The 19,129-nt window shown below is 36.8% G+C and carries 17 protein-coding genes; 4 read left to right on the top strand and 13 right to left on the bottom strand.

Annotated features, from left to right (window positions below):
- Positions 1 to 109: 109 nt before the first annotated feature.
- From V7068_RS09670 to V7068_RS09645, 6 genes are all read right to left on the bottom strand, one after another.
- On the bottom strand, positions 110 to 820 hold the full coding sequence (locus tag V7068_RS09670) for an ABC transporter ATP-binding protein (protein WP_499712535.1): 711 nt from the start codon (positions 818 to 820) through the stop codon (positions 110 to 112).
- On the bottom strand, positions 813 to 1,586 hold the full coding sequence (locus V7068_RS09665; protein WP_499712534.1) for an ABC transporter ATP-binding protein: 774 nt from the start codon (positions 1,584 to 1,586) through the stop codon (positions 813 to 815). The genes V7068_RS09670 and V7068_RS09665 overlap by 8 nt, the downstream gene beginning before the upstream one ends.
- A complete protein-coding gene (locus V7068_RS09660; protein ID WP_252291481.1) occupies positions 1,570 to 2,538 on the bottom strand; it encodes a branched-chain amino acid ABC transporter permease in 969 nt (322 codons plus the stop codon). Before V7068_RS09660 ends, V7068_RS09665 begins: the two co-directional genes overlap by 17 nt.
- Before the next feature lie 4 nt (positions 2,539 to 2,542).
- The gene (locus tag V7068_RS09655; protein ID WP_252291483.1) at positions 2,543 to 3,427 is read right to left on the bottom strand and encodes a branched-chain amino acid ABC transporter permease; all 885 of its coding nucleotides are present in this window, start codon (positions 3,425 to 3,427) and stop codon (positions 2,543 to 2,545) included.
- A gap of 129 nt (positions 3,428 to 3,556) precedes the next feature.
- A complete protein-coding gene (locus V7068_RS09650) occupies positions 3,557 to 4,708 on the bottom strand; it encodes an ABC transporter substrate-binding protein (RefSeq protein WP_252291485.1) in 1,152 nt (383 codons plus the stop codon).
- Positions 4,709 to 4,907: 199 nt separating this feature from the next.
- The gene (locus V7068_RS09645; protein WP_499712533.1) at positions 4,908 to 5,900 is read right to left on the bottom strand and encodes an ABC transporter substrate-binding protein; all 993 of its coding nucleotides are present in this window, start codon (positions 5,898 to 5,900) and stop codon (positions 4,908 to 4,910) included.
- 242 nt (positions 5,901 to 6,142) lie between these two features.
- Here V7068_RS09645 and V7068_RS09640 point away from each other — a divergent pair, with 242 nt between their 5' ends.
- Genes V7068_RS09640 through V7068_RS09630 form a run of 3 tightly spaced genes read left to right on the top strand, consistent with a single transcriptional unit; the run spans position 6,143 to position 9,037 of the window.
- Complete coding sequence (locus V7068_RS09640) at positions 6,143 to 7,144, top strand: FecCD family ABC transporter permease (protein ID WP_499712532.1); 1,002 nt, start codon at positions 6,143 to 6,145, stop codon at positions 7,142 to 7,144.
- Positions 7,144 to 8,199, top strand: a complete 1,056-nt coding sequence (locus V7068_RS09635; RefSeq protein WP_499712531.1) for a FecCD family ABC transporter permease — start codon at positions 7,144 to 7,146, stop codon at positions 8,197 to 8,199. Before V7068_RS09640 ends, V7068_RS09635 begins: the two co-directional genes overlap by 1 nt.
- A gap of 13 nt (positions 8,200 to 8,212) precedes the next feature.
- Entirely contained in the window at positions 8,213 to 9,037 is an 825-nt protein-coding gene (locus V7068_RS09630) for an ABC transporter ATP-binding protein (RefSeq protein WP_375350974.1), read from the top strand.
- Between the two features lie 64 nt (positions 9,038 to 9,101).
- On the opposite strand, the gene V7068_RS09625 is transcribed toward V7068_RS09630, so the two are convergent.
- From V7068_RS09625 to V7068_RS09615, 3 genes are all read right to left on the bottom strand, one after another.
- Positions 9,102 to 11,687, bottom strand: coding sequence for a polynucleotide kinase-phosphatase (locus V7068_RS09625; RefSeq protein WP_499712543.1), 2,586 nt, complete (start codon positions 11,685 to 11,687; stop codon positions 9,102 to 9,104).
- Positions 11,687 to 13,036 carry a 3' terminal RNA ribose 2'-O-methyltransferase Hen1 gene (locus V7068_RS09620; protein ID WP_499712530.1) on the bottom strand — a complete coding sequence of 450 codons (1,350 nt, stop codon included), beginning with the start codon at positions 13,034 to 13,036 and terminating at the stop codon, positions 11,687 to 11,689. The genes V7068_RS09625 and V7068_RS09620 overlap by 1 nt, the downstream gene beginning before the upstream one ends.
- A gap of 260 nt (positions 13,037 to 13,296) precedes the next feature.
- Positions 13,297 to 14,076, bottom strand: coding sequence for an N-acetylmuramoyl-L-alanine amidase (locus tag V7068_RS09615; protein WP_499712529.1), 780 nt, complete (start codon positions 14,074 to 14,076; stop codon positions 13,297 to 13,299).
- A 453-nt stretch (positions 14,077 to 14,529) separates the two neighbouring features.
- On the opposite strand from V7068_RS09615, the gene V7068_RS09610 reads away from it, so the two are divergent.
- On the top strand, positions 14,530 to 14,757 hold the full coding sequence (locus V7068_RS09610) for a hypothetical protein (RefSeq protein ID WP_499712528.1): 228 nt from the start codon (positions 14,530 to 14,532) through the stop codon (positions 14,755 to 14,757).
- A 227-nt stretch (positions 14,758 to 14,984) separates the two neighbouring features.
- Here the strand turns inward: V7068_RS09610 and V7068_RS09605 are convergent, their stop codons facing one another.
- From V7068_RS09605 to V7068_RS09590, 4 genes are all read right to left on the bottom strand, one after another.
- Positions 14,985 to 16,361 (bottom strand): sensor histidine kinase, encoded by a 1,377-nt coding sequence (locus V7068_RS09605; protein ID WP_499712527.1) that lies wholly within the window; start codon positions 16,359 to 16,361, stop codon positions 14,985 to 14,987.
- Positions 16,358 to 17,038 carry a response regulator transcription factor gene (locus V7068_RS09600; RefSeq protein ID WP_499712526.1) on the bottom strand — a complete coding sequence of 227 codons (681 nt, stop codon included), beginning with the start codon at positions 17,036 to 17,038 and terminating at the stop codon, positions 16,358 to 16,360. The genes V7068_RS09605 and V7068_RS09600 overlap by 4 nt, the downstream gene beginning before the upstream one ends.
- A gap of 172 nt (positions 17,039 to 17,210) precedes the next feature.
- Positions 17,211 to 17,897, bottom strand: coding sequence for an ABC transporter ATP-binding protein (locus tag V7068_RS09595; RefSeq protein ID WP_499712525.1), 687 nt, complete (start codon positions 17,895 to 17,897; stop codon positions 17,211 to 17,213).
- A gap of 1 nt (position 17,898) precedes the next feature.
- The gene (locus V7068_RS09590) at positions 17,899 to 18,933 is read right to left on the bottom strand and encodes an FtsX-like permease family protein (RefSeq protein ID WP_499712524.1); all 1,035 of its coding nucleotides are present in this window, start codon (positions 18,931 to 18,933) and stop codon (positions 17,899 to 17,901) included.
- Between the last annotated feature and the right edge of the window lie 196 nt (positions 18,934 to 19,129).

Below are 19,129 nucleotides of genomic sequence, written 5' to 3'. Positions count from 1 at the left end.
GTAAAGTTCTCTCCAGCCACATCAGATTTTAAATAAATCGATGTGGTAGACATCTGTATATTCAAACTAAAAGGGAGCTTTTAAGCTCCCTGGATGGTATTATTCATTCTTAACTCGATTTTTTCCCAAGATACGCTTCAACCACTCTAGAATCTTCTAGTAAGTCTTTAGCATTTCCACTAATAATAACTTTACCCGTTTCCAAAACGTAGCCATAATCGGCAATCCTCAGTGCTTGTTTTGCATTTTGTTCAACAAGAAGAACCGTTGTTCCTCCATCTTTAATTTCTGTAATAATTTTGAAAATATCAGCCACGATTAAAGGTGCCAGTCCCATTGAAGGCTCGTCTAATAATAATAATTTTGGTTTTGAAAGAAGGGCCCGAGCAATAGCAAGCATTTGCTGCTGGCCACCTGAAAGGGTTCCAGCTAGCTGGGTCTTTCTTTCTTTCAAAATTGGAAAGCGGCTCATTACATTTTCAATATCTTGCTCGACTTCCTTATCATTACGTTGATAAGCGCCCATTTCTAAATTTTCATACACGGTCATAGAAGATAGTATAGCTCTACCTTCTGGAACAAGAGCAATGCCTTTTTTCAAAAGCTGATCGGGTCTTAGTCCTGTGATATCTTCACCTAAAAACTCTACTTTCCCTTTTTTAGGTTTTAATAAACCAGCAATCGTTTTCATAGTCGTCGTTTTACCGGCCCCATTTGCCCCTAAAATCGTGACAATTTGACCTTGCTCCACTTCAAGACTAACCTCTTTTAACGCCTGAATTTTATCATAAAAGGTTTCAATTTTCGTTACTTTAAGCAATTTCATCATCCTCCTCGGATCCAAGGTAGGCTTCAATCACGGCAGGGTTATTTTGAATTTCCTCAGGTGTTCCCTCTGCTAGTTTCTTACCGAAGTTCAACACAGTAATATGATCACATAGCTTCATAACTAGAGGCATATCGTGTTCAATAATTAAAACCGAAATTCCTCTTACTTGAACCTGTTTAATTAAATCGAATAAGCTTGCTGTTTCCGTTTCATTCATACCAGCTGCAGGTTCATCTAGTAATAATAGCTTCGGATCACTCGCTAATGCTCTAGCAATTTCTAATCGTCTTTGCTGACCATAGGATAAGTTTTCTGATACAACGTCATGGAACTCTGATAATCCCACTAAATTCAAAAGCTCTATTGCTTTTTCTCGTATTTTCCTTTCTTCTGTACGTTGCGATTTAGGACGAAACACACCGCTAAACACACCAGCTTTACTACGAGAATGTGCACCAACCATTACATTTTCCAACGTTGTCATTTGAGAAAATAGACGAATGTTTTGAAAAGTACGGCAAATACCTTTATCCGTGATCTTATGTGGTTTAATCCCTGTTATTGTTTCATTTGAAAAGATAATTTCTCCCGTAGTTGGCGGGAACATATTAGTAATAAGGTTAAACATCGTCGTTTTCCCTGCTCCATTGGGACCTATTAAACCATGTATTTCTCCTTCTTTTAGCTGAAATGACACATCGGTTAAAGCAGAGATTCCGCCAAAGTTTTTAGTGATATTTTTAATTTCTAGAACCATGACTCTTCCCCCTTTTCGATGAAAATTTCTTTTTCAACCACTGAACCATGTTTTCAGTAATAATCCCTTGAGGGCGGAATGCCATCATGAAGATTAAGATTAAACCATAAATCATATAACGATATTCGCTAATCACACGAAGTGCCTCCGGCAACAGCGTCATAAACGTTGCACCAAAAATTGCTCCTAAAATTACTTCACTGCCACCAAAAACAGCAAAAATCAGTATTTCAACTGCACGATGATAAGCAAAGTCAGCCGGGCTAATATAAGCTAATACATGGGCAAATAACGATCCTGCAAAACCAGCTACAACAGCTCCTTGTGTAAAGGATAGCACTTTATAATACGTAATATTAATTCCCATGGCTTCTGCAGCTTTTTCATCCATTTTAATAGCGGCGAAAGCACGACCAACACGTGAATTATTCTGTCTAACAAAAAACCAAATAATAAAAATAGTGATTAATAATAGTAGAATTAAGACGAGTAAATAAACAAATTGATTATTTCTCAAGCCAATACTACTTGGATCTAATCCAGCATCTCTGAATAGATTTAGCAGTTCCCTTCCAATATGGGGAATTCCAGAAAGGCCAACAGAACCTTTTGTAACAGATTCCCAGTTCACAAAAAATACACGCATAACTTCTCCAAAACCTAGAGTGGCAATCGCCAAATATACGCCACTTAATCGTAATGAAGGAAGACCAACAATGATTCCACAAATACCCGCTACTAAGGAAGCTACAATAACTCCTACTATAATCGGAAGATCGAAATTGATTGTTACTAGAGCTGATGTGTAAGCTCCAATTCCCATAAAGCCAGCACTTCCAAGGGATAATTGTCCAGAAGACAGCGTGACATATATGCTAATCGCTAAAATAATATTGATTAAAATAAATGAACCTATTTGTAAGTAATATGGATTAAGAAGCTCAGCTAGCATACAATTACCTTCCTTCCGCCGCTGATTTTTTACCAAAAATTCCCTGTGGTCGTAATAATAGAATGACAATAATAGTAATAAATGCTATTGCATCACGATAGCCTGAATCCCCATACGCAACAACGAGCGTCTCAGCTAATCCAAGAATTAATCCACCTGCCATAGCGCCTTTCACATTACCCATTCCACCTAAAATAATAATCGCTAACCCTTTTAAACCCATTGATAATCCCATTTGCGGGTTCACAGAGTTAAAAGCCATTCCTACTAAAATACCAGCAATTCCGCCCAGTGCAGAGGCAATGATGACGGTTAAAATGATAATTCTTTTTGTATCTACCCCTAGTATACTAGCTGTTTCTAAATTTTCAGCTGTTGCTCTAAGAGCTTTACCTGCCTTTGTTCTTAACAACCAATAAGATAGACCCATCATTAATACAATCGAAATAGCAAAAATGACAATCTGTACAAGATAAACCGTTATTGAACCAATTTGAAAGTTAATTTCTGCAAAAGAGTTACGGAACGGTTGGTTACCAGCACCAAATAAATGATGGGAAACATTCTCAAGAAAAATAGATACACCAATCGTACTAATTAATGGGGCAAGGTGGGAAACGCCTTGCTTTCCTCGAAGTGGACGAAGAGCAAATCGCTCTAGTAAATACCCTAAAATGGCTGTCGCACCAATTGCGACAAGAAAGGCTGCCCAGAGCGGCCATTTTAATGTACTTGTTACAATAACCCCAATAAATGCACCAAACATGAAGATTTCTCCATGTGCCATATTAATGATACCTAAAACCCCAAATACAAGGGTGAATCCAAGGGCAACGATTGCATAAATGCTCCCAAGTGTGATTCCGTTAATTAACTGTTCTAAAAGCAAGTCATCTCATCCCTTTCTTCAAATTTTTTTGACTACAATCAACAGAAAGGCTATACCCTAGTATGTTCCCTAAGGTATAGCACGTTTTAAAACTTATACCGATATGGATTTTCAAATAACAAGCTTTATTTATTCAAACAATTGGAATTTCCCGTCTTTTATAGTAATAACCGTCGGTTCCATTTCAACGTCACCGTCTTTATCAAAAGAGAATGATCCTAGAATTCCTTCAAAACCTTTAATTTCTGCAAGAGCGTCACGGAATGCATCACGATCAGCTTCTCCAGCATTTTTCAAAGCTTCCGCATAAATGTAAAGGGCATCGTATGCTTGAGCTGCAAATTGATCTGGTTTCTTGCCATATTCAGCTTCATAAGCTTTAATAAATCCTTGTACTTTTGGATCTTCTTTTTCAGCAAACCAAGGCGTAGCAACGATTAATCCATCAGCAGCTTTTCCAGCGATATTAATAACTTCTGGAGAGTTAAACCCATTTCCGCCAACAAACGGGATTGTGATTCCCATCTTTCTAGCTTGGTCCATAATAACGGCACCTTCATTATATAAAGCAGAAGCTAAAATTAAATCAGGTTTAAGAGATTTTATTTTCGTTAATTGAGCATTATAGTCTGATTGCCCTTTTTGGAATGTTTGAGTCGTTACAACTTCAAGACCCATTTTCTCTACTTCTTCTTTCATTGTGTCATAACCTGATTTTGTTAATACATCGTCATTCCCATATAAAAGAGCAACCTTTTTCACATCATATTTTTCCACTGCTTTTTTCATAGCAGCAGGAATAGCTAGTGATTCCGGAATAGAGTTTCTAAATACATATTCTCCAATTTGCGGAATACCTACCGCTGTAGTCGATGTTCCCATAATTGGAATACCATTTAGATCTGCCTCAGGTCCAACAACATTCATTTCTGTACTTAATGTTGGTCCTAATAGTGCAACGATTTCATCATCACTCATTAGCTTTTGAGCAGCGGATAAAGCTTGTTCTTGTTTTCCAACCGAGTCTTCAATAACAAGATCAATTTTCACTTTTCCTTCTTTGTTGATTTCTTTTTGAGCTAATTTAAATCCATTTGTAATCGCTTCCCCATATGCAGCTCCTGGACCCGTTAAATAGGAAATAACTCCAATTTTCGCATTGATAGTTCCGCCTTCATTTCCTTCCTTATCTGATTGTGAACCACTTCCACCACAAGCGGCTAACAAGACAAGCATAAGTACAGAAATTAATACTAGAGATTTTTTAACTGTCTGTCTCATTTCCTTCCCCCTATTTTAATAATAATTGAAAATCATATATCTATTAAATAGCATTCTAACTATAATGTAAATATAATATTAAGAATTTTTAGTATAATGAAAAAATAACCAATCTATATATCCGTTTGATTGTTCCTGCATGATAGAAAAAAAACAGGCACATCCCAAAGTTTCGGAATGTGCCTGACTTCTATTAAAATTATTTTTCTGAGAAAATTTTCTCAATATCATCTAACATAATATTTGCTGCTAATACACCACCAGCTGTATTCCAAACAGCATCATCTACTTTATACGTTTTTCCATCTTGAACAACAGATAATTTCTTCCAAAGCGGATCATTTGTCCATTCTTCTTCTGTCGCTACAGCATTTGGATCGCCTTCTGGTGCATATGTGAAGTAAAATAGAACGTCTCCATCCATTTTAGGAATCATTTCTTTCCCTACTTCAATAGCTAAATTACCTAATTTACTATCAGCCTTAAACATCTCTGTTTGCTGCTCTGTACGTTTAAATCCTAACTCATTAAAAATCACACCTGAAAATGAGTCTGTGTAGTAAATACGAGTCACTCCAGCCATGAAACGAACAACAGATACTTCTTGATTCGTTTTATCACCTAGTTTTTCTTTAAGAGCAGCTACTTTATCATCATATTGCTGTAAAACTTCTTTTCCTTTTTCCTCTTGATTCACAGCTTTCGCATATAATGAGAAGTTTTCTTTCCAATCTCCTCTTAATGTTTCAGAAAAAATAGTAGGAGCAATTTGACTTAATTTATCATATACGGCTTCTTGACGAAGCTTATTTCCAATAATTAAATCAGGTTTTAAAGCGGCAATTTTCTCTAAATTTACTTCACTTTCTAAACCGACTACTTCAACATCTTTCATATCATCTTTAATATGATCATACCAAGGATTACCTAACCATGATTGTACAGCACCGACAGGTTTGATTCCTAAAGCTAAAAGAGCTTCCGTTCCTTCATTTGTTAACACAACGATACGCTCTGGATTTCCTTTAATTTCTGTTGTCCCCATTGCATGTTCAACTGTATAGCTTGTTTCTTTCTTCTCTTTATTATCCGCTTGCTCTGTTCCTTCATCCTTTGTGTTACCACACGCGGCTAAAACGAAAACAGCTAGTATAGCAAACATAGATAATAATCGCTGAATTCTTTTATTCATCCCTTTTCTTCCTCCTATGTATATGGTAAAATATTAACGTTGATGACATTGATAATCGTTATCACCTCTGTTCTTCACTAATACTAAAACAAGGACCAACTACTGTCAATAACAATTTGAATATTTCAATTTTAAACAAACAACTTTGTTAGACGACATCGTTGATTTCCAGCTCATTTTGTCCAAAAATCATTTAATGAATAATATTATTTAACATAAAAAATGAAAAGAATGGTAAAACTATGATACTAATTAAAAATTCTACAAAACTATTTGGTATGATTGTTGCACTTCTACTATTGCTGGTCTGTATCGGTATGAGCATTGTTTTTGGTTATACAAATACGTCCGTTCATACTGCATATGAAGCATTTACACAATTTAATAATTCAAACGAACATCTTATTATTCAAAATGTTCGCTTACCAAGAGCTTTAATTGCTGCTGCAGTAGGCGCTTCACTTGCTATTACAGGGGTATTGATGCAAACGTTAACGAAAAATCCATTAGCTTCACCCGATATTTTAGGTATTAATGCTGGAGCGGGATTTGCGGTTGTATTAGCAATTACCTTTATGCATACAGCAAGCTTGCAAACATTTACTTGGATTTCTTTTCTTGGAGCGGGATTTGCAGCCATTGCTGTTTATGTAATTAGCTCTGCTGGACATGATGGACTAACACCGCTGAAAATCACTCTCGCAGGTGCAGCCATGGCCGCTTTATTTGCTTCTTTTACACAAGGTATCCTTACAGCCAATGAAGCAGAATTAGAGCAAGTGCTGTTTTGGTTAGCTGGTTCTGTCCAAGGAAGAAAGCTAGAATTATTAATTGCTGTTCTCCCCTATTTATTGATTGGCTGGATAGCAGCTGTCCTCATTGCACCAAAGATGAATGTATTAGCGATGGGCGATGATGTAGCAAAAGGATTAGGTCTTAAATTAGGCATTGTCAAAATCGTAGTCGTTGTAATTGTTATTTTACTAGCAGGGGGCTCCGTTGCAGTAGCAGGACCAATCGGCTTTATCGGTATTGTCATCCCACATGTCGCAAGAAAACTTATCGGAACGGATCATCGGTGGTTGATTCCTTTTGCTGGACTACTTGGAGGTATTCTTCTATTGGTAGCTGATATCGGAGCACGATATATCATTATGCCAAGAGAAGTACCAGTAGGTGTTATAACAGCCTTTATCGGGACTCCATTCTTTATTTACATCGCAAGAAAGGGGTTCAGAAACTAATGAGTAACTATCGAGGATTTCGAGCTTTCAACGGAAAAATCTCCTTTTTATTCGATAAAAAGGCAGTTAAAAAAATAGGTATTTTATTTACTCTGACTGCATTAATATTCATTATTAGTGCCGGACTCGGCGGGATGGCCATTAGTCCATTAACCATCCTTCACGTGTTTACTGGCGGCGGAACAGATATGGAAAGATTAGTAGTCTTAAACTTTCGCTTACCGCGCATCATCATTGCCTTAGTTGCCGGAATGGCATTAGCAGTCGCAGGCGGAATACTTCAAGGAATGATTAAAAACCCATTGGCATCACCTGACATTATTGGAATTACAGCAGGTGCCGGTGCAGCCGTAGTTGGATTTTTATCGATCTTTAGCGACAAAAACCATTCTTTAACAGTTAGTATTCAATGGCTGCCACTTGCTGCCTTCTTAGGAGCGATACTAGTGGGATTTACCGTTTATTCGCTAGCTTGGCGCAACGGAGTAACTCCGATACGGCTTGTGTTAATTGGTATCGGTATTTCAGCTCTTATGCAAGCAATGACGACTTTACTTATGATACTTGGACCTATTTACCGTGCTAGTGAAGCAAGCATTTGGACGACTGGAAGTGTAAGTAAAGCTACATGGGAACAAGTATGGATGATTCTCCCTTGGACAGCTATCTTCTTACTCATTGCTTTTATATATTCCCGTGATGTAAATATCCAAGAGTTAGGGGAGGAATTAGCTGCAGGTGTCGGCAACGCTGTACAAAAAAACAGACTGCTATTATTACTCATTAGTACTTGTTTAGTAGCTGGCGCTGTTGCTTTCGCTGGTGGAATTGGCTTTATCGGGTTAATGGCCCCTCATATCGCACGGCGTTTAGTTGGTTCTTCTTTTGGAGTCCTTTTACCGACTTCAGCCTTAATTGGAGGATTGCTCGTCATGTTAGCTGACCTTCTCGGAAGAACATTATTTTCACCGATTGAAGTACCAGCAGGCGTTTTTACAGCGGCAATTGGTGCACCGTATTTTATTTATTTACTGTTTAGAACCAAAAAAAGATAAAGGAGTTTTTACAATGAAAGAAGCCATTCGTACACAAGCCTTAACATTAGGTTACGGTGGGTCTACCATTATTCACGAATTAGATTTAAGCATCCCAAAAGGGGAAATCACTGTTTTTATTGGTGGAAATGGTTGTGGTAAATCGACTTTATTGCGTTCTATGGCTCGCTTATTAAAACCAACTAACGGTGCCGTTCTTCTAGAAGGTGCAGCCATTGCAAAACTGCCGACAAAAGAAGTAGCAAAGAAATTATCCATTTTACCCCAGTCTCCAACAGCTCCTGAAGGATTAACCGTTTTGCAGCTTGTCAAACAAGGACGTTATCCATATCAGAATTGGCTGAAGCAATGGTCCGAAGAAGATGAAGAAAAAGTAATGAACGCGTTACAAGCTACAGGTATGAGTGAGTTTAAGGACAAACAAGTAGATGAACTTTCTGGTGGCCAAAGACAACGAGCATGGATTGCAATGACATTAGCACAAGATACAGAAGTCATTCTATTAGATGAACCGACGACTTATCTCGATTTAACACATCAAATTGAAATTCTAGACTTACTATTTGAACTTAATGAAAAAGAGCAGCGAACCATCATCATGGTCTTACACGATTTAAATCTCGCTTGTCGCTACGCTCATCATATCGTAGCTATTCGTAATCAAACCGTCTTTGCCCAAGGAAAACCAGAACAGATTATCAGCCCTGATCTTGTCAAAAACGTCTTTGACATGGAATGCCAAATTGCACAAGATCCTCTCTTTGGCACTCCCCTATGTATTCCTTACGGAAAAGGTCGTCGTATTGCAAATAGGATAAAGCATGTAAATGCCTTATAATTTAAAAAGCTTGTCTTTGATCTGCTTACTAAAGAAGCACTGAATCGAGGTTCAGTGCTTCTTTTTATAACCTTGGGTCAACAGGGTCCGACTCCATTGCTAATGTTGCAAGCACACATTCATGTACCCGTTCAAGTGATTCCCCATTAACAAATCTTTGTATCCCTTCCACACCTAGTGCAAACTCTTTTAATGCTAATTTCTGTTTTTTTCCTGTATTTCTTCTCTTCAATCGTTCAAGATTGTTAGGAAATAAATAGTCCATACCATAAATAATGTTCAAGTATTTTCGACCTCTTACTTTAATCGCTGGTTGAAGCAATTGCCCCCGATTCTCGGTAATAAAGAATTCCGGTTTAATTACAATCCCCTCATGTCCATTACTTGTCATCTCTTCCCACCATTGAATGATTTCCGCTTCACTTGCTTCATCTCTAATAACTTTATATTCCGTTTCAACGAATATAGTAGAAAGCTCAGCCAATTCTCGATTCACTTCCATATGCCAAGTATGCGGTTGATTGAAGAAGGTCTGACTGCTATGAGCTAACACATGAAATGGAGCAATTTGAATCTTACTTACCCCGTCAACATCCCAACAATATTTCTGAAACACTTCTTTAAACGTTTTTGCATGGTCTAGTTTTACTTCATACTCTTGAAGCCATGCCTTTAGCTCTTCATTTGTTTCAGCAACAGCTTCTAACTTCTCCTTCAATGTTGCTCGGTCCAATACAGCAATTTCGGCAACATGAGCATATTGATTGTTGATCAGTTCACGCGCTTTTAAATTCCATGGCATAATTTCTGCATCTAATAGAACAAATTCCGTATTATATTTATCGAAATAAGACTGTAAATCTTGATTCAACCTTCGAACAATCTGACTCTCCGTGGCAGCATCAAAGAAACGTCTGCCTCTTCTTGTATAGATAGTCCCCAATGTTTGAAATCCCGTATGTTTTTCCGCTGCTGCTTCATTTTTGAATAAAAAGAGAACAGCTCGACTTCCCATATGCTTTTTCTCAGCAACCATTGTTGTTATTCCTTGATTTCGATAATAGTCAATCGCTTCTTTTGGATGCTCTAGAAAATCATCTAAAACAGATGCACTTGGAGTCGGACTCATTGTTGGAGGAATATAGATTAATTGCTCAATCGGAATCGTATCATGTGAAATTGCGTCAATCGCCGGTTTGACAATTCCTTGCTGAATGCGTACTTCTCCTAATTGTTCCGTTAATACTGAATATCCATTAACAAATTTACCAATGTTCGGTGGGTTCAATCGGCTTGCTTCCCATTCTACGAGCGGATTATCTGGAGACTGCGCATAATCTTTAGCAGCTTTAACCGATACAAATCCCTTTTCTGGATAACGAAATGCGGTTAGCTTTCCTCCAAAAACAACACCTTGGTCAATATTAATAGTATTATTAATAAGCAGTGGCTGCGCTTTTGGATCATGTCCCCAAACAATGAGTGTACTTGTTTGATGGTGGACAAACCAATCCTTCCTCTTGGGTTTCCCCTTTTCATCCAATCCATCTGTATCTCCATAACGACAAAAATCACTAATATCACGAGATTGCTTCCCGATATATTCATCTTTAATCCCAGCATGAGTACAAACTAATGTTGGGACACCATTTTTGGTAAACACATAGTGTGAAGGAGCCTTCAGCAAAAATTCTTTCAAATTCTGTTTCAGTACTTCTGCCTGCTCTGCTCCATATTCTGCTTCATACTCTTCAAACTCTTGAGCTACCTTTTCATCGCCATGTTGTAACGTCACCTTTTTTCCATCTAGCCAACGAGCGATTTTCCAGCCATGATTACTATCAATCATATAGGCGAGTTGATGTTGAACATGATGTAAGAAAAATTGCACCGTATGCAAAGATTGTGGACCACGACTCATCACATCCCCAATGGAAAGAAATTTTCTTCCTTCTGGATGTATATATAATCCGTCCTCATTTTCTTGATAACCTAGCCTTTCTAACAGTGCAATCATTTCATCATAACAGCCATGAATATCTCCAATAATATCTAAACCATGCCTGATTTCTTGTTCAATTGGATTTTTCCGTCTCATAAAAGTTATATCATTTGTCTCATTAATATAGTAAATTGCCGTATAACCTTCTTTTTTCAAAAAACGTTTTTCTCGCTTAAATACTTGGTCTTGCTGTTTAATCCTTCTTTTCCCTCGTGGATTTTCCCTTTGTGTATCTCGTGCCAAAAGAACATCTTGAGGAATATCTAACACAAGCGCAATAAGCGGTACATGATATTTTCGCGCAATCGCGATATATCTTTTTCGATCATCCGGATAAAGATGAGTCGCATCGACAAACGTCAGTTTATTCAACCGACTCCGTGCTGAAACGACCGAATCTAACATTGAAAAGGCCTCTTTTGAAATACGTTGATATTGATCGAATAGGCCGTCTGCCTCGTCCTTCGGTCTGTTTTGATAATCGATAAACTCGGTATCACTGACTAACACTCGAAAATCATCTGAACTAACTACTTCGGAAGCAAGAATACAATCGTTATCAATCATTCTTTTTAATAGCGTAGATTTCCCACTATTAGACGGTCCGACAAGTAATACAATTCCTGCATGCGGCAGTGTAATTTGCATCATTCAACCTCCTTCCTTGAAAACACACACATTTGGGTTGGACAGCCATACTGTTCATGCGCTTCGCCAATTCCAATAAACGCTAGCTCATAGTTGCCATTATTTCTATCCACACACCATGTTTGAAATTCTGCTCTCGTCCATTCAAATCGATGATCATGATGGCGAATCTGTTTTCCTAGATTATAAACCGCATTATACTCTTGATTTGGTGTCGTAATCATTAACACATTTGGTTGATATTCATTCAAAATTGTATCCATCATCTTCGGCAATCGATACGCATCAATATGTTCAATCACTTCACATAAAATCATAATATCTTTGTTCTTCAATCGTTCATCATAATAAAAAAGGGAACCCCATAATGGCGTCGGCATCACAAATCCTTCTTGATGACGAACTTTTTCAAACCGCTCTATAGCCTGAAGTGCAGCTGCTTCTGAAGGTTCAACAGCTAGTACTTCCTGCACTCCATCCACAAATCCTAATCTTAGTGATAACTTTCCCTCTCCAGAACCAAAGTCCACAATCCTTCTTCTTGGTTCGATTCCTTTGACCATTTCTATAATTTTTTCGTAACGTAAATCATTAAGACGTATTTTCACCGTTTTCTCTTTACTTTCTTCAGACTCTTCTGTCTTCTGAACGATGCTATAGACTTCTTTAAAACGTAAAGCTTGGCGTAAAATAAATGATTTCAACGGATGATTTTCCAACCATCCTTCACCATATCGTTCAATCTTCTCGATTTCTTTTTCATCAATATAGTAATGTTTATAATTATCTAAAACAGGAATTAATACAAAAAGCTGACGAAGTCCCTGTTGTAAGGTCGTTGAGCCTTTTAACGAAATGAATCTCGCTGTACTTTTTTGCTTCAAATGAAAAGAGTAATTCGTTTCAGCACGAGAAATAGCTGTCTCATACCCTAACGGTTCAAAAAGAGCTCTAATCTCTTCATCAGAAAGGGTTGAGGAAACAGGTCCAAATTGGAATTCAAAAGGAAAGCAATGATTGACCCACTCCTTATATTCTTCTTTCGGCTGACCATTTAGTGCTGTCCCAAGAGCTGGTCGAATAAAAGAACAAAAAATACTACTTACCGCAAACTCCCGATCGTTAATATAATGTGTAATATCATATGTATAAGAGCTATTCTGCTTCAACTCCAATGAATCAGGTGTGACAAAAATGGTTACATCTAACTCTGTTTCACTACATTCACTATAAAAAAGTCTTACTAAATGCCCTTTATGATTCCGTTCATATACATTGTTCGGGTTTTTTGCTAATAAATATGAAATAACTTTCACATTTTCGCCCGTAGCTCGAATCGTTAATTGCATGGGAACACTCCTTTTAAAAAAGGTAATAACAGTCATTATAACACAGTAAAGAAGGATGAATCATCGCCTCTACTTTTTAGTGCTGTTATTGTTACAGCCCAGTTAAAAATAAAAAAACATCAGTGAATGCCTGATGTTTTTTCATTTTATCATGAACCAATCCGTCATCTGCACTTTGCACCAACTATCTATCAAGTTGATCTACGAATTTAGCTATTTATCAACTATTCAACTACAAACTCTGATAGAACATCATACGCTTAGATGATTTCTACATATCCTGGGTAAGCTGTTATATAATTTCCACTCTTTAGCTTGTACATCTTAGACCCATTAACGGTTAATGTGTCAACGACGGTAAAAACCTCCCCTTTCTGTACCTTGCCCACTTTTGCATCCCAATCAGGCTTATTATAATAGTACAGATCCGGTGTGATGACACGGATGAGAAACGTCGAATCATCTTTCTCATTGCCTTCTTCATCATTGTTTTGATTCTCTTTCGGTCGAAGATTCAAGCTTTTTGCAATTCCTTCAATATGACCAAGAGCAAGGTCATCCAGAAAGCTGGACTTCTTTAACTTGTTCGCATCATTGGCACGGTCAATAAAACCATTCTCCGTCAAAATAGCTGGCATCGCTGTGTCTCGCAGCACCTGAAAGTTAGCCGTTTTCCGACCTCGATTTCGTAAACTCACATGCTTTATAAATTCCTTATGAAAAGCGTCTCGATAACTGACTGTTTTTTTGCTGGCATTTGGATGGATATAATCCTCAAATCCCGTTCCGCCACCGGAATTAATATGAATTGAGATGAATAGATCAGCTCCCCAACGATTAGCGTCATCAGCCCGTGCTCCTAAAGAAACTGCCTTGTCTGTCGTTCTGCTCATCCTAACGGAAACATTTTCATATCTATTCAATAACCCATCGCAAACTCTTTTAGCAATATCTAACGTCAAGTTTTTCTCTAGCAATCCATTTCCTACTGCTCCTGGATCTGAACCGCCATGGCCTGGATCAAGATACACTTTTACCATTTGAAATCACCTCATTATACCTTATGTTTATTTCACTACATTTGATTAGGCTTCCGGAAATCTTATTCCGCAGCATTGATAAATCTGTAAAAATATAGTGAACTACACATAACCATGAGGCTGTCTAAAAAGTTCGCAGAATAAAAAGGATCAACGAAAATCCAACGGACAGCTCCATTCCTTTGCTGGATTTTGTCCTTCATGACTTTGATGAAGGACATTTTCCTGGCTGGATTTCTGAGTTTTGTCCTTCATGGCTCTGATGAAGGACATTTCCCCGGCTGGATTTCTGAGTTTTGTCCTTCATGACTCTGATGAAGGACATTTTCCTGGCTGGATTCCTGGATTTTGTCCTTCATGGTTCTGATGAAGGACATTCCCTCGCTAGATTTCTTGAATTTTGTCCTTAAACGCACTTTTTGAGGATGGTAGAAAAGTAATGATCTGAGGAGAATGATTGTTCAATTAAACGGGAGGGCTGCCCTGAAAGCCACTTTCATGACTTTTGGAACAGCCCCAGCATCAAATGGTCCGCTCATTATGAAACCTATTATGAATGCGATAAATTTAACACTGGAACGTCGCTTTTTTCTCGATAACAGCACTACCATTTCCGAAGCTTATGATTCTATTGACGCCATTATTTTATTTGGACTGGTTGGAAAACAGCAAGGAAAGTAATAACACAAGCATATGGCAACATGGTATTAAAAGATTTGTATATGATGTTGCACACTACATGTAATAAAAGATAAGGATAGATAAAGCAGATAATATTCTGCCTTATCTATCCCTTTTTGTACTACATATGACCTCATTTACTACCACAACAAAAATTATCGTGTGTTCTTCACCAAAACGCACCATATAGTTTAAGTAGAATCCCTCGCAATCTCTTCTACGCCTACCTAAACTGGTATTTCTACAATAAAAGTAGACCCTACTGCTTCTTCACTATTCACAATAATATGCCCCCCATGCAGTTTGACAATTGTAGCAACAATCGATAAACCCAAGCCTGACCCCTCAACAGTTCTTGTACGTGCTATATCTGCTCGATAAAAGCGATCAAATATCCTTTTTAGTTCCGTATCTTTCATCCCTATTCCTGTATCCTCAAAAGTTACGGAGACAAATTCTCCTTTATCTTCTATTGATATATCTATACTACCGTTCGGTTTATTATATTTAATGGCATTTGATAAAAGGTTATCCCAAACTGTATTAAGTAAGGATGAATCCCCAGTAATCTTAATATCTGGTAAGGAGTAGCTAAGCATGATACCTTTTTCACCTACTAACCATTGGTAATGATGAACTAATTCCTTCATGTGCTGACCCACGTTGAAGGATTCCTTCTTCATAATATCCTCATTTCGATCTAACGAGGCGAGCAGCAATAATTGTTTTGTTAAAGTAGAAAGTCTTCTAATTTCACCGTTAATGATTGAAATGTATTGGCCTCTTTCTTCTTGGCTTATTGATTCATTTTCTAGTAAGTTCGTATATCCTTTAATATTCGAAAGTGGTGACTGTATATCATGAGATATATTTGAGATGAATTCTTTCCTCACGTCATCTATTTGTTCTAATTTTTTCGACATTCTTAAAAAACTATGAGTCAGTTCTCCTAACTCATCATGACGAGTAACTGAGAGGTCTACATTAAACTGACCATTTGCAAGTGATTTGGTCGCTTTCGTTAGGTTTGATATCGGTTTTACTAAATACTTAGTACTAAACACTACCATAACAATACTCAAGGCGATAGATAGTATAAGGATCGAACCAAATAAATAGTGCATTTCATTAAAGAGAAGTTTGATATCTGGTCTAATAAATAGTGCATAGTTTTTTTCTTTATATTCCAACGGAACACCGATTGTATTTTGTAGTTCATTTGCAAAAAAGCCAGTTACAAATGTTCGATTTGGAAAATCAAGAATTCCGTGATAAGTATTCCCATTTAACACATACTCTTTAGTTGAAACAGAAAGAGTTTTATCCCTAAAAGATGCACCAAAATAAGATTCATTACCAGCAGGATCAACCAAATAAATCTGATATCCAATGGTAGAAATATGTTCTAAATAGGCTTGGAGGTCTACACCTGAATAATCGTTCACAAACGAAGCGATAGATTGAGCGATTACCGTATTTTTTTGATCATTATAGGGCTTTAATTTTTGTTGGTAATAAGCATTAGAAAGTAAAAAGGCAGTCACACTACTTATGATCATGATTCCAATGGTAATCACAACAAATTTTACATAAAGAGATCTCATCCTCGTTTTGCCTCCAATGAATATCCGACTCCACGCACTGTTTTAATTTGAAAATCCTCTGTCAATTTTGAAAAACGTTCTCGCAATCTTTTAATATGAACATCTACTGTTCGTTCATCCCCTTGATGATCTAACCCCCAAATCTGTTCAATGAGATGATTTCTGGAAAACACTTGCATTGGATTTGACATGAGAAAATGCAAAAGTTCAAACTCTTTTAAAGGTAAAAGCATGGTTCGATCTCCATTTTGAACCTCATAACTTTTTTTATTAATTGTTGTACTTCCGATTCGTATAATATTTTCGTCTAAATGATTGTCATATCGCCGTAACAAAGCTTTTATTCGGAAACTTAATTCCTTCGGTTCAAATGGCTTGACTAGATAGTCGTCCGTTCCCGCATGAAATCCTTGCTCCTTATCTTCAATTTGATTTTTAGCAGTTAAAAGGATGACAGGAAGATCATACTTATCTCTAATCTCTTTCGTGAGTTCATAGCCGTCCATAAAAGGCATCATTATATCGACTACAGCTAAATGACACATTTCCTTTTGAAGAATTTCCAAAGCTTCAATACCGTTTTTGGCTTGGAATACTTTATACCCCTGTTCAGATAAGTGAATATCTACAAGTTTTAAAATATTGATATCGTCATCAACAATTAGAATACTTGTCATAAATGTTTGCTCCTATATCATTCAAAATGACTATGTTTAATTACTTGCATTATAATCATTAACGATTGAAAAGCAAGAAAATCTAAGTGGTAAAATTTCAGTTTCCTAGGACTAAAATACATATACACTTAATAAATAGATACCATACTTTTACTATCATCATTGAATGAATTTATTTTATACTTCGCAAAATCCGTCCATCACTCATTTTAATAATATGGTCTGCATAAGAAAGCATTTCTTCGTCATGTGTGACCATTAAAGTCGCTAAGTTTAGGGTTTTAGATAGATTTCGAATTAATATCATAATATCTTTAGACCTTTTTGAATCTAAACTTGCAGTTGGTTCATCCGCAAAAAGAACTTTTGGTTTATGGACCATGGCACGAGCAATGGCAACACGCTGCTTTTCGCCACCTGATAAAGAAGATGGATAGGCATTTCTCCGGTGGTCCATTTCCACTAATTTCAGTAGTTTGTTCACTTCTTTTTTTTGTTCCTGTTTCTTAAGTTGCGATTCAGACACATCCAGCATGAGCATCAGTTGCTCTTCAACTGTCAGAAAAGGAACGAGATGTGCAAATTGAAAGACGAAACCAAATTTACTCGCGCGTATTTTCCGAACTCGCTCTGAATTCAAAGTAGTCAAATTCTCCCCTTCAAATATGATTTGCCCATCTGATGCAGGTTGAAGTCCAGCCGCTATAGTTAAGAGTGTGCTTTTACCAGAACCTGAAGCACCCATTAATGCGGTTATTTCTCCTTCTCTCAGGGAGAGATGAACTCCTTTTAGGATTTCTTCCTTCACTTCACCATTTATAAATGTTTTCCTAACTTCATCTATTGTAAGTATAGACATATTAACTCTCTCCTTGTTGAATGGCTTGTAATGGTTCGACTTTTTTTATTTGTATACCTGAAAGAGTAGCTCCAATAAATCCGATTATTAAGAAGATGATTGACAATTGAATGGTAGCTTCAGGGGTTAAATGAAAAGGCATTCCTTTAGGTGCCATCAAATTAAAAACTTGACTAATCACAATGGATATACAAAGTGCAATGATGGTTATAAAAACCATTTGGGTCCACATCATTTTAAACAAGACACTCGTTTTGACACCAATTGCTTTAAGGATTCCGTATAAACCTATTTTTTGAACGTTCATCATATAGAAAAAGATAGCAAATAACATTCCGCTAATCACAACTAAAAACCAAATAATCATATTCAAGGACATCTGTTCCGCTTTATAACTCGCAATGGTATTAAGGAACTCATTCTTCGAAAATGATTGTAAATCAGCTGCTACTTGTGTGGAATCATCTCCCGGTATGAAAAGTAATTGCATTTCGTTGACCTTGTACATTTCTTTATAGTCTTCTACACTGATATAGGCGACTGGTGCGTGACTGAATTTACTTTGGTCTACAAAACCTTTTACAATAAATTGGCCATTGTATTGATTATTCGTTAAAATTTCCCCAATTTTTATACCCTCATCTTCCATAGAACGGTCTAGTATGATTTCTCCTTTATTCACATTTTGAAAAAACTCTGAGTGGGTCGAAGTAACAAAGGCAATGCTTCGTTGCTTCTCCTCATAATCATTTAAAAACCCCATTTGAATTGAAAAAGCTACAGCATCACTTTGTTTGTTTAATATTTCATCTTGGGTCCTGCTATGAATTCTTGACAGGTTGTAAGTTTCGTTTGCATCTTTAGTCATATAAAACTGTCCGTTTGGTAGATTTTTAATTAATGCAGCATTGTCTTGAGATAATCCATTTGCTAAGCCTGATATTATAAATGTTAATAAACTAACAAGAAAAACAATTGAGCCTAAAATCAAAAATCTTATTTTACTTTTCTTTATTTCTTTCCAAGCAATGTTCATCTTAATTCCCCCAATCTCTTTTTGACATCCTTAGTTTATAATGGGTATGTGAACAGAAGATGAACAGAAAATTATATTATGTATTTGTGAATTATTTTCTATAGAGTGTAGTTGTTGTATTAAATGAGGTCATCTAGAGGTCTTTTATAATAAAAAATACACCACTATATGAATAGTGATGTACCATATATAATAT

It is taken from the genome of Bacillus sp. JJ634 (genome assembly GCF_036962285.1).
Classification (GTDB): domain Bacteria; phylum Bacillota; class Bacilli; order Bacillales; family DSM-1321; genus Peribacillus; species Peribacillus asahii_A.
This window is presented reverse-complemented; position numbering and strand designations above follow the sequence as displayed.

What these genes read in the sequence shown, in the direction of transcription:
- V7068_RS09615 (WP_499712529.1), bottom strand. Translation starts at nt 14,076, where the DNA reads ATGGTAAAAGTGTATCTTGATCCAGGCCATGGCGGTTCAGATCCAGGA.
- V7068_RS09630 (WP_375350974.1), top strand. Translation starts at nt 8,213, where the DNA reads ATGAAAGAAGCCATTCGTACACAAGCCTTAACATTAGGTTACGGTGGG.
- V7068_RS09660 (WP_252291481.1), bottom strand. Translation starts at nt 2,538, where the DNA reads ATGCTAGCTGAGCTTCTTAATCCATATTACTTACAAATAGGTTCATTT.
- V7068_RS09635 (WP_499712531.1), top strand. Translation starts at nt 7,144, where the DNA reads ATGAGTAACTATCGAGGATTTCGAGCTTTCAACGGAAAAATCTCCTTT.
- V7068_RS09590 (WP_499712524.1), bottom strand. Translation starts at nt 18,933, where the DNA reads ATGAACATTGCTTGGAAAGAAATAAAGAAAAGTAAAATAAGATTTTTG.
- V7068_RS09620 (WP_499712530.1), bottom strand. Translation starts at nt 13,036, where the DNA reads ATGCAATTAACGATTCGAGCTACGGGCGAAAATGTGAAAGTTATTTCA.
- V7068_RS09600 (WP_499712526.1), bottom strand. Translation starts at nt 17,038, where the DNA reads ATGACAAGTATTCTAATTGTTGATGACGATATCAATATTTTAAAACTT.
- V7068_RS09665 (WP_499712534.1), bottom strand. Translation starts at nt 1,586, where the DNA reads ATGGTTCTAGAAATTAAAAATATCACTAAAAACTTTGGCGGAATCTCT.
- V7068_RS09645 (WP_499712533.1), bottom strand. Translation starts at nt 5,900, where the DNA reads ATGAATAAAAGAATTCAGCGATTATTATCTATGTTTGCTATACTAGCT.
- V7068_RS09640 (WP_499712532.1), top strand. Translation starts at nt 6,143, where the DNA reads ATGATACTAATTAAAAATTCTACAAAACTATTTGGTATGATTGTTGCA.
- V7068_RS09625 (WP_499712543.1), bottom strand. Translation starts at nt 11,687, where the DNA reads ATGCAAATTACACTGCCGCATGCAGGAATTGTATTACTTGTCGGACCG.
- V7068_RS09650 (WP_252291485.1), bottom strand. Translation starts at nt 4,708, where the DNA reads ATGAGACAGACAGTTAAAAAATCTCTAGTATTAATTTCTGTACTTATG.
- V7068_RS09610 (WP_499712528.1), top strand. Translation starts at nt 14,530, where the DNA reads ATGATTGTTCAATTAAACGGGAGGGCTGCCCTGAAAGCCACTTTCATG.
- V7068_RS09595 (WP_499712525.1), bottom strand. Translation starts at nt 17,897, where the DNA reads ATGTCTATACTTACAATAGATGAAGTTAGGAAAACATTTATAAATGGT.
- V7068_RS09605 (WP_499712527.1), bottom strand. Translation starts at nt 16,361, where the DNA reads ATGAGATCTCTTTATGTAAAATTTGTTGTGATTACCATTGGAATCATG.